Genomic DNA, 10,331 nt, shown 5'->3' with positions numbered 1-10,331 from the left:
TCTGTGGCGAGCATTCTCGCCTAAATGGGTGTCCGGGGTTAGTAGACCACTACACAGTGAGCCCGAGTTCTATAGCTTCGAAAACGGTGGTTTTTCCGGTGCCATTGGGGGCGAGCAAAATGGTCGCTCCAGGACTCAATTCGATGGTGACATTAGGGCCAAATTTGCGCAGGTTCGTTAGGGTGATGGATTCAAGTTTGCTCATTGCGGGTTCTCGCTGGTGATCACCGAATCGCTCATGATTTGCACCACATCACCGCCGCTGGCTGTAGACAGCAGTTCTGCCTTCCAAGCAACCATGTGCCGACCTGTCCAAGGGTGGGATTTGACCATTGCCTTGAATGCTGAAACCAGAGGATCACTCAAGGTTTCTACATTGCCAGGCGGATCTAGCGCGGCCAAGAAAGTGCGATCAAGGAAATCCGGAGCAATCTCTGACTGACGCGGCACGACTTTGCGACAGAAACGATCATCGGTCTCAATGCGAGCTGCCTCGTTATCAGAGATGTCTCCGATCAACATGAACATATAAAGATCAGATGTCTCAGGCTCTGGTAAAACATCCCGGACATCAGCAGACCATTGGTAGGCCGCTTGAAGAGAGCTTGAAGGTAATTCAATCAACAAAACGGTACGCCAGCCGGCATTCGTACTCCGTTGGCGTTTGAGCCGTAAAATGGTTGAAGGATAGTCGGCCGCCGGCAGTTCGAATGCGTCAACAACCTGCACCTGGTATCTGTTCTGCGCGCGCTGGCTTATTGCCGTCGTTAAATCTTCAAGCGTCATCATAATCACTGCCCCTTCCCACAAGCGTTAATTGCCGCATCGCGCTCAATACGCCATTCATTCCATTGTTTTTTGAAATAGTCTTGCAACGACGTCAGCGTGCCTCTTTGCAGTTGGCTATAGACCTGGAAACGCGTAATCAGTAGGCGGGGCTGACGCTCCGCTGCCATACTATTTTCTGCTGCTCTATCGTCAGCCATTCCTGAATCACGTAAACAGGTAGCAGAGGCCTCAACTCCAGACAAAATGACCACGGGAGCGGGCGACTGACCTAGCACTACCCGCAGACTGTCCTCACTCAATAGTCTCGGGCCGCCTCGGTCTGTAGCGCCGCCAGACCAATGGCGCAAAGCGATGCTAAGAATTTCTCCTATTGGTGGAATAGCGCGCCAGTGCGCATCAGCGCCACCAAGCCCCACGCATGTCAGCATCAGCATCAGGATTGCGATTTCAAGGAGTTCCAGCGTACGAGGGCCGATGCGCAATGCATGCTTTGCATCCAACCCCTCTGTTTGTGGATACATCAGTTGCTCGAAAAGGGATTGCCGGGCCGTTTGGTCTGCCGATAGCTCGACATTCCATTCCCGCCACATGGCTTCCATGGCAGCGAGTAAATCCAGGTCAACGATCTTGGCCATTTTCTGATCGACACGGTTCTGCAACTGCTGCCAAACCACTTCGTTCATCGCGTCATGGAGTGCCGCTGATTCTCGGCGATTGTCTAGTTGCGATGTAATGGGCCGACCTAGACCGCAGGAGAGTGACTCAGTATTTTGGAGCCACGGTAGGTCATCGAGGTCGGTTTCCCCGATTCCGAGTGTGCTGCCTAGCTCTTGATCTACGCCCTGACGCCATACAGGCTCGCCGAGCAGCAGACCGTGGCTGCCGGCTTTTAGGTGCAGAGCCAACCGAAGGATGGCGGAGGGTAGGGCGTTGACCCCGGGGGAGGGAGAGCAGTAGCTGGCGTGCACCCGAAACTGCCTGTTGAATGCACCCTCCTTCCAATGATGACCCACTACCTGGCTGGCAGGATTTACAGAGCTACCTATAACAGGGCCGTTGAGGTCATGCGTGCCCGTGACTGTCCAATCATGACCGAGAGGGTCAAGTAGGTATTGAGTCCAGGTTTGGAAGCTGGGACGAAGCATTTTCTGTAGCTGCTTTGCAGCTGAGTAGCAGCTGATCACGTTAGTGTCAGTAGTGTTATCAGAGATGTAGTCGATAAGAAGGCTTAGAGTCGTGCGCGAATCTAGAAAATGTCTGTCAAGAGAAGCAAGCGCATCCCTTTCCAGCTCGGTCTCATCCCCCAGAGATTCGATGCTGAGAATCTGCATTTTTTCAACGACGTGCAACCAGTCCCTGAATCCGCACCAGGTCGTAAGCCAGGTGTAAACCCTCTGGGTTGGATTGTCATCACGCTGGGATAAATCGCCGACGCTGAGCCCGTCTTTGTTGCATGAGTCCCAAAACTCACGCAGATGATTTATGGTAGTGATATGTGCCTTGCTATGCCCTTTGATCGCTACATCAAGGCCGGGGAGGTGCAGCGTGAAGGTACGTTTCGAAGGTTTTGTGCCGCTCGCTGGCGCCTGCCAGGACGCTAGGCTCTTCATTACCTTTTCAAGCTCCGAATCGAAGTCGTCGTCAGCAGGCTCCTTGGCTGCCTCGGTATCGACAGCCTCCTCGGCATCAACAACTGGATTAGACGGCTTGGCGCCCTTACCAGCCTTATCGTCCTTTGCATTTTTCTTGCGGGACTTCAGGAAGGCGTCTTTGTCGACGTGTTTATCGCTGAAGCAAGTGGTCTGCCTCTTGATTTGTAAGTGTTCCCAGTGCTCCTCAGTGTGCTGAACGACTACGTCGTCCCACTGAGGGATTCCGCCCTGTTCGGCACCTATGAACATCGGGGCAGGACGCCCGTCCAGGTACTTGTCCAACATATCGGATAGACGTCGAGCAATTACCAGCTTTTCGTAGCGGCCTTTTTGCTCAAGCCGGAACCTTTTTATCATTGAGAATCCCTTCAAGCGCTCGGTGCATCGGACACCACTGGCAGTTGGCCATATAATAGCGATACGGCTTCGCCCAAGGAACCGGGTTTACGTAAACCGATGCCATAGCGGATTCTGCTTCAACGTGATACTTGGCACGCCTAGGGGTTCGGACATGAAACCGTTTCTATAGGCGGAATTCGACGTGCGAGAGGCGAGAACCCATAGCTAGCTTTCCCGGCTGGGCCCGCGTTGGCGGCCCAAACCAAGAAATCTTTAAAGGAGCCACGGCCAATGCGGCCGTTGAGGTACTGGCCTCGTGCCTGATCAACCGCGGTGAGGTGGCTTTCCCTCGTAGCCTGGTTCAGATGCGAGGTCGGCACCAACCCGCTGTACATGAGAAATTCACGACCAAGCCCGAAGCCTTCACTCGGTACCGCGAGTGCCTCCAGCAGATGCTGTTTGTGCCATCCGAAATCGCGCAGCAGGACTGGGTCAAGGTCATCGCACCGAAGCTCATGGTGCTGGCTGCCGCGCTCTATGATTCTGAGGGTGTTGCAGCTGAACTTCTGGGCCGCCAATACCTTGCCTATGAGCCTGCTCCGGTTGTCACCGAAGCCGGAGAGACTAGGGGATCCCTTGTAAACACCTACCGTTTCCAGGATATCTCCGCCGGCGTCGATATCCGGATGTCATCCATTCACTCGGAAAAGGGCAAGACACACGCAGCGACGATAATCTTGGAGACCTTCAGGGGCAGTCACTTCATCCAGAAACTCATGCCATGTCTTGAGGGCAAAAAAGCAGCTACCAAGAGGCCTCAGGAAACAGCGAAGAAAGACATGATGCTAATGTACGTCGGGATGACCCGTCCGTCGCACATGCTGTGCTTGGCCATACGCCAGAGTTCATTGGGGGAGGGCGCTACAGGTGTTAAGCACAGAGCTGCTCTTTAGAAAGCTGGCTGGTCGATTCTGGAGCTTGCAGCGTCAGCACCTGCCCCTTAGTCACCGACCTCCAGTATGCGAACAGTAAAACCCGATGCTTTGCCATGAACGGCCAACAGCAAGGACGCCGCAACAATGAAACCCGAGATGTCAGAATTCTCCTACGGCTTCGCCTTCACCAACGAGCTGATTACAGCGCCCGGTGCTCATGTGGTGGCTGCTCCCGAGTTTCCTTCACTGCAGAAGGAGGGAAAGCCGGGTGGTGGCTACGACGTCAAGATTCCTTTCGGATCGCCACTGTTCCTGCAGTTCAAGCTGAGCCATCGCTTGGAGCGCACAAACTGCAAGGAATACACGCTGATGGGGGGCGCCTACTACCGTTGGCACCTGCATGCGTTACGGCATTCCGCGCAGCATGATTTGCTACTTGAGCTCGAAAGCCTGGGCAGTGAAGTCTACTACGTGGCACCTGCGTTCCATCTAAGCGCCGAGCTCAATACGCATTACCTGTCGAAGCAGATCGTCGACAACTCGTTCGGGTTCCGCCCCAATGATATCGGTGTGCTGCCTGACGACGATGAGCACTACGTTGTGTTCAATAGCCGCCCTGTGGCCTACCGATGCTCGGATGACCCATCGCAAGTCAAAACCCACATGATGGGTGATCTTCTCGGTACCTCCCGGGATCAACGAGCCATCCGGGATCTGGATGAGGGCGGGATTCGCCAACTTGGCCAATTGATCGTCGACGCGCTTCGTAAAAGCAGAAGCCGGCGCCTCATCGGGCACAAGTCGGTCAATCCAGATGAAGTCGCGCGGGCAATCGATGGCCAGCCCACGCTACGCACGCTCGCATTTATTTCGCGCACAGTCCTGGACTCCGAGCTGCTCATCGTCAGAAATGAGCCAGCGGCGAAGCGCATCCTTCGCAAGCCAGGGTAGGTGGGTACATGTCGTTTGGGCCTTGGGCTTCAGCTGCGGTCTTGAAGGGCTCCTCGAGACCGAGCGAATGTTGAGCTCTGGGGCCTCGTACGCATTCTGTTGGGCAGCCCACAGCCTAAGGTCGGGATCTAAAATCTAAGGTTTACTTTAATTTTTGCGGTTTTTGTCACGATTGGCTAGAGAATCTAAGCTATAGCTTAGTTTTCCCGCCGACTGCACCAAGGCGATGTGCCACAGCGGATGCGATGCCGGTCTGAAAATCAAGTATCCTGCTCCCAATCGGTTCGTTGCTTGGAGGGGGCGCCTTGAGGCCAGATATTCCCAGAGCTCTGACTGAAAAAGAGTTCACGGACATGATGCAGGAGTTCAAATTGGCAGGCCAATGGATGCAAGAGCAGTTGGCGCTGAGTCGTGCAGTTCAGAACACTGCCGACCCGAAGCATGCCAGTACTAGGCCCTCGGAACGGCAGGATGCTGCAGACTAGCGCAACGCAACCGTCGCCAATGGTCGATTCAAGCCCCGGCGATCCAACGCTCCATCTTCCCTTCAAACCCATCCGCGCAAAATTCCAGATTTAGCCAATAGTTTTGGTACACCTCATAGTCGAGCGCCGCTGCGATCCCGCGGTTCTCGGCGTTCAAAAAGCTCCATGCTCGATACATCCGGTGCTGCCAGTCGGTCTCTGTCACTAACCGGTTCGATGTGTTCCATGACCAACCGTCCTTCATAAGCGTTGTAACGAAGAACTCTGCAGCTGCATTCGCACAGCCGGCGTCGTGGGCAATCATTCTGTCCAGGATCGAATAGGATATGCCAATTGCCTGGAAAATCGATACCACTTGGCTGTCCAGTTTCTCACTAGATTGCGGAGCGTCTGAGGCACCAATCTGCTGCGGGATGAAGGCGAAAACGGAGTTCATGGTTGCGGCCTTTATTATTATTGTTTCATTTCATGGTGCACATGGAGCAAGCCTCGCCGCAACACATCGCATGATGTCTGCTCAGGCATTCCGAAGTGAAGTCATGAGGCAAGCGGAGCGCGCGAGCACGAGGATGGAAGCCCGGAGGGCCGAGACCCAGACGCAGTCGGGGCTTGGTTCACGACAGCCGTGCCGCAGGCCGTGCCCAGCCCTCAGGAGTTGCTGCGTCTGGTTTCACCGCGATACGTGATCGCGAACAAAGCGCCCCACCTGCATCCTTGCCCTAGTCAGGAGTGGAGGCTGTTAGGGTTTGGTGACCGGAATAGCGATGGAGTACAAATGTACCCCCAAAGAACTCATGCAGACTCGTTACGCGCTAGCATCGCAAATGGCAGCAGACGCTCGCCAAGCAATCGACAATAATCACAGCTCGACGCAGGCACACGTCCGGCGTGAGGCATAGCCAAAGCGGAGCACGCTTTCACATGAGCACTTTGTCCCTTGGTCAACACGACCGTTACCTAGAAGTGCTCGAGGCAGCTAAAAGCTTGTGTAACGGCGATCTTGATGCATCGATGCGCTGGGTGTCTCACACACTCAAAGCGCTTGATGGCAAAGCTTCTGCCAGCATGGTCGCAATCAGAAGTGATCTCGAATTGGCCCTTTTGCCCACGATGCTATCGCGGGCCAGGGCTTGGCGGACATCAAGGGTAGGTATCAACGCTCAGGCCGTTTTCCGCCGCCCCGGCTAACGGTACGCTGAAGCTCACGCAGGGAGACGCCCGGGCACTACTGTTGACGCTGTGATTAGTAGTATCAAGATGGTGACGCAAGAGCAGGGCAGCGCAGCATCAACCTCTGTCTCGCGTTCCTAAGTGCTTGACCGACCGCGCTCGCTCTTGATCATGTGAGTGGTAGTAAGTGTTCTGGGTAGTCGCCAGGTTGGAATGCCTCAGGTCGTACTGGAGATCCTTCGCGTTTCTGAACGGCGCATCAAAGGTCGCCGAGGTATGACGTAGCCAGTGCGATGATGCTACGCGCAGGCTGTCCATTTCATAAGGCTCACGTCCTTCTTCACGCATTCTGACGAGCGCTTGATCAAAAACGGTTTGGAGGAGGGCGCGCACCTGTCGATCCGAGAGGCCTGGGCGACCGCTCAGCGTTTTCAGGAGTGGAGTTTTCTCCTGATAAGTAGGCAATGGACTCAGTCCAATGAAAGTACGGTACCTTGTGAGATACTTCGTTACATACTCATCACGCACTGCGATTTTTCCGGACTTGTTGCCCTTACCCACAACATGGAACCACCAGTTCCCATCAGCATCTAGACGAAAGTCCCCCATGGTGGGCTGCCAGTTTGTACGCCCTACGATGTCCGATATGCGCAAATACATGCTAAACATCGTAACGAGCACGAATAGGGTGCGCTCATGTTTCCTTGGGTCAGCAGCGGCCATGGATTCTGCAGTATCAATCACATAATCCCATTGCAAAGGGGTTAACGCCCGAGAAGTGCTGGGTTCTAGCTGAGATGAACTGTACTGCCCCTTTTTAGTAACCTTGCGAAACGGATTCGAACTAGTGATTTCTTCTTCCACTAGATATTCACAGAAGCCGTTTGCAATCTTAAATACATTGCTCATGCTACCGGTTGATGAGTGATAGTCGGTCGACGAATTGTCCACAAAACTTTCACTTAGGCTGCGATTTTGTTTCGGGGCGCGCAGTGTGAAAGGCTTCCATTTGGGGTTGGCCGCTAATTCTAGACCCGGTGGCTGATCAGCACTACTTAAAGCATCTTCTGAAATGAACCGATTACGAATGACTGGCCCAACCCAAGCGGCTGGCGGGTGCTTGCAAAACTCAAGATACGCTTCGGCATCAAGCCGTTTCAACTCGTGCACAGGCTTCTGGCGGACGATCAGCGCCCAGAGAAATAGCCGCTCAACGTGGCCACGGTACGTGCTGTATGTAAGCGCGTTGTCGGCATAACACCTCAGATAGCCCCTGATGGCCAGGAACCCTGGAATGGCCTTGAGTTCGGGAGCAAAGCCTTCCAAAAATCGCGCTACGCTGGCGATCGATGGCCGGCCTACAGTGAAATCTTGATCAACGAAATCACTGTGAGATTCAAATATGGGCCGGGGATTGCAGGTCATCTTACATACCGTATAAGGCCGGTCGACGTCAGCAATTGAAACTTCCTAATCTGGCTGTTTTAGGAAGTTTTTACCTCCTGCACCGCCCGCTTCAATTACTCACTTCAATCGACTGACCATAGTTAATGGGAATTGCCGGATAGTAGCGCCAAGTTTGGCCGGCCGCAACCTCGGCAAATTTTTCGCCCATCCACTCCATCCGTCAGTGACTATCATGCTTGCTTGACATATGGCAAGAAACGCATTAAGCAATATTCGGAGTTGTGGATCTGCCTGGCTGCGTCATATATGATCAATTCGCATCTAGCAGCGTCAGGCATTGGTAATTCCTTGTCGCCCAGATAAATTTCGGTTTATAAGAATATTGTTGTTTTCGCTTCAGTCGCCACCTTGAGGGGCGGGGCCTAAGGAGCTATGCGAATTCCCTTTATATTGTTTGTAGGATGAGGAAGCCTCTTTAAGGCTCTTTAGTCACTGGCGTGAAGTGGCAATATAAGCATAAATACGCTTCCTCACCCAATGTCCATTTGTCTCCCGAAAGTGTCCACATTTAAAGCTTATTCATTCGAAAGTGTCCGCATTATTGTCGTGCAGGTCGATTTCGGAAAATGTCCGCATTGACTGCACATAACACCTAAGACAGCAGAAATGGGGATTCCGCCTAGTGGTTGCTCAGGGCGGGCTTTGGAAAGTGTCCGCATTATCGTCGCGTTCGCAGGAAAACGGCCCGGAGCGTCGTTCGTGGATGAGCTGTGCGACAGATTTGCTACTAGGAGGTTTCCAGGGAGCTAAATTCCAGGATCGACATCGAGGGACTCCTGTGAGGCCCGGAGCGCGTGGCTTGGAGCGTTTGCTTGCTTGGTGGTGCTGGGCTTTAGGGGCCACAGGGTGCGTGTATTTCAGATGAGAACTGTGGCTCGTTGAGCGTTGAAAATACGGAAAGTGTCCTGATTATGGGGTTCGCCGTGTGCGCAGGAAGGTGTCCGCATTAGGTGCAAAAAACCCTGGAGGCGTTGGATTTACTCGCTTACAGGGGTGGTTCTGGAAATCCCGCAGATAACTCGAGTGTCCTGATAGCGCAGAAAACCGGAGCAACGGTTCAAACGAGCGTTTTTTGACGAGACCCAATGAATTCAAGGGGTTGCGGAAGGCGCTCAGAGGTAGAAGTGTCCGCATTTCTGAGGTTTGCTGGCGTTCGGAAGCAACCCCGAGAGGCTGGAGGCCTTATGGGCTGGGGGTTGCGGGGGTTTAAGGGGTAGGAGTGTCCGTGATTCGCAACGGTTACAGTCATTTTGAAATTGCTTGATGATCAATGTCGACATGGGGGCTCGGTAGAGGATCTGAGTGACTGCATTTAACATAATACACATTATGCGCTACCACGTATTATTCGTCCCAACCCATGGCAGGCGATTCGAAACCTCATGTTCAAACGCCTGCAAATAACGCCAATGACGTCATCACCAAACTTCACCGTCTTATAAACGCGCGCACGGTTTCAGGCGTGTGCGTGACGACCGGACCGAGCTTGTCTTTCTCAGTCGTGATCCCAGTGATCGTCTGTTCAAAACGATCGTGCTCGGCCTCGTGCGACCAAGAGGACTTCTGCACGATTTTCTCCGGCGTACTCTGGCTGTCGAGTAGCAATACCCAAGTTGCTGTACCAGCGGGACCCAGCACCAGCAGCGCCATTGCGCTGAACGATCCTTCGTCGACCTGGGTGTGCCAGACACCGTATATGTCATGTTACTTGTGACGTTCTACAGCGCTGCGGACTGAAGCGTTACTGGCCACGGCCGCTGTGACGGATAGCTACGCTGCAGCTACCGACGCAGCTACCCACAATGCCGCAGCCCCAGGACGCTAACACCCCGAAGTCCTTTTAAACGTTCGAGAACCAGCGCCGATCACCCGCCAAACTCACGCAAACAGCTGCAGTGCCTCATCCGCCCATTCATGGCCATCCAGGGACCATTCATTGCCGCTTTCTTGCGGGAATCCGCTGCGGCAGTAGCCGCGCTTGGCCTCGAAGTCGAAGACGGCGTGTGGGTAATCATTGATCAGCAGCACCGCCTTGAGATGATCCTGAGCCCAGCCCACCTTGATCTGCGAGGCTTTGTCGCGGTCGGAAATCTGTGCCACATCGTAGATGTGCAAGGCATCTTGAATGGGGTTCTGTTCGCCGCTGGCGGTATTGAGCGCATAGAAGTAACCGGTTTCGCCGTCGTCTTCGAACACCACTGCATGAGGGCCCTGTGCTGCTGGGGCCTCGATGACAAGTTCAGTGCCGGGGAGCAATTGCGCTTCGGCGGACAAGTAGATTGGCATGATGACATCCTCTGTTGAACAACCATTGCATGATGTTGGAAGATACGAGCCCTGGTTTGGCCGTCAGTTCATCACATGCCCTATCCTGCTGCTTGACCCAGCTCGTCAGCCAACTCGACTAAATGACTATTTAGTCGAGTTAAGCCATTGATATACATGATTTTATTCATAATTCATTCGTAAAGTCTGCCGTCCTTAGTCACCCTGACCCCTGGGCACAGCGCACTCATCCGCCCTCTTCTTTCACGGCCCTGTCC

General features: G+C 53.8%; 9 protein-coding genes. 2 read left to right on the top strand and 7 right to left on the bottom strand.

All coding sequences use genetic code 11. The features are described from left to right. Positions 1–49: 49 nt before the first annotated feature. From RT028_RS08015 to RT028_RS08005, 3 genes are read right to left on the bottom strand one after another with little or no spacing between them, the layout of a single operon-like run. Entirely contained in the window at positions 50–205 is a 156-nt protein-coding gene (locus RT028_RS08015) for an ATP-binding protein (RefSeq protein ID WP_312934171.1), read from the bottom strand. After that, positions 202–789: an ABC-three component system middle component 1 gene (locus RT028_RS08010; protein WP_312934170.1), complete on the bottom strand. Its 588-nt coding sequence runs from the start codon at positions 787–789 to the stop codon at positions 202–204. The genes RT028_RS08015 and RT028_RS08010 overlap by 4 nt, the downstream gene beginning before the upstream one ends. A 2-nt stretch (positions 790–791) precedes the next feature. Beyond that, positions 792–2,798 (bottom strand): ABC-three component system protein, encoded by a 2,007-nt coding sequence (locus RT028_RS08005; RefSeq protein ID WP_312934169.1) that lies wholly within the window; start codon positions 2,796–2,798, stop codon positions 792–794. Positions 2,799–3,241: 443 nt separating this feature from the next. On the opposite strand from RT028_RS08005, the gene RT028_RS08000 reads away from it, so the two are divergent. Further along, a complete protein-coding gene (locus tag RT028_RS08000) occupies positions 3,242–3,733 on the top strand; it encodes a hypothetical protein (RefSeq protein ID WP_312934168.1) in 492 nt (163 codons plus the stop codon). Positions 3,734–3,859: 126 nt separating this feature from the next. Next, positions 3,860–4,666, top strand: coding sequence for a hypothetical protein (locus tag RT028_RS07995; RefSeq protein WP_312934167.1), 807 nt, complete (start codon positions 3,860–3,862; stop codon positions 4,664–4,666). Between the two features lie 513 nt (positions 4,667–5,179). Here RT028_RS07995 and RT028_RS07990 read toward each other — a convergent pair. From RT028_RS07990 to RT028_RS07975, 4 genes are all read right to left on the bottom strand, one after another. Next, positions 5,180–5,587: a hypothetical protein gene (locus tag RT028_RS07990; protein ID WP_312934166.1), complete on the bottom strand. Its 408-nt coding sequence runs from the start codon at positions 5,585–5,587 to the stop codon at positions 5,180–5,182. An 851-nt stretch (positions 5,588–6,438) separates the two neighbouring features. Next, positions 6,439–7,746, bottom strand: coding sequence for a site-specific integrase (locus tag RT028_RS07985; protein WP_312934165.1), 1,308 nt, complete (start codon positions 7,744–7,746; stop codon positions 6,439–6,441). Positions 7,747–9,216: 1,470 nt separating this feature from the next. After that, positions 9,217–9,438, bottom strand: a complete 222-nt coding sequence (locus RT028_RS07980; RefSeq protein WP_312934164.1) for a hypothetical protein — start codon at positions 9,436–9,438, stop codon at positions 9,217–9,219. A gap of 228 nt (positions 9,439–9,666) precedes the next feature. Then, positions 9,667–10,074, bottom strand: coding sequence for a DUF2251 domain-containing protein (locus RT028_RS07975; protein ID WP_312934163.1), 408 nt, complete (start codon positions 10,072–10,074; stop codon positions 9,667–9,669). Positions 10,075–10,331: the final 257 nt, after the last annotated feature.

It is taken from the genome of Pseudomonas sp. (genome assembly GCF_032058845.1).
Taxonomy (GTDB): Bacteria; Pseudomonadota; Gammaproteobacteria; order Pseudomonadales; family Pseudomonadaceae; genus Aquipseudomonas.
The sequence above is the reverse complement of the archived record's forward strand: the minus strand, read 5'-3'. Positions and strand labels throughout refer to the sequence as shown.

Excerpts from the sequence above, each read along its gene's own strand:
- RT028_RS08015 (WP_312934171.1), bottom strand. The coding sequence starts at position 205 with ATGAGCAAACTTGAATCCATCACCCTAACGAACCTGCGCAAATTTGGC.
- RT028_RS08010 (WP_312934170.1), bottom strand. The coding sequence starts at position 789 with ATGATGACGCTTGAAGATTTAACGACGGCAATAAGCCAGCGCGCGCAG.
- RT028_RS08005 (WP_312934169.1), bottom strand. The coding sequence starts at position 2,798 with ATGATAAAAAGGTTCCGGCTTGAGCAAAAAGGCCGCTACGAAAAGCTG.
- RT028_RS07995 (WP_312934167.1), top strand. The coding sequence starts at position 3,860 with ATGAAACCCGAGATGTCAGAATTCTCCTACGGCTTCGCCTTCACCAAC.
- RT028_RS07990 (WP_312934166.1), bottom strand. The coding sequence starts at position 5,587 with ATGAACTCCGTTTTCGCCTTCATCCCGCAGCAGATTGGTGCCTCAGAC.
- RT028_RS07985 (WP_312934165.1), bottom strand. The coding sequence starts at position 7,746 with ATGACCTGCAATCCCCGGCCCATATTTGAATCTCACAGTGATTTCGTT.
- RT028_RS07980 (WP_312934164.1), bottom strand. The coding sequence starts at position 9,438 with ATGGCGCTGCTGGTGCTGGGTCCCGCTGGTACAGCAACTTGGGTATTG.
- RT028_RS07975 (WP_312934163.1), bottom strand. The coding sequence starts at position 10,074 with ATGCCAATCTACTTGTCCGCCGAAGCGCAATTGCTCCCCGGCACTGAA.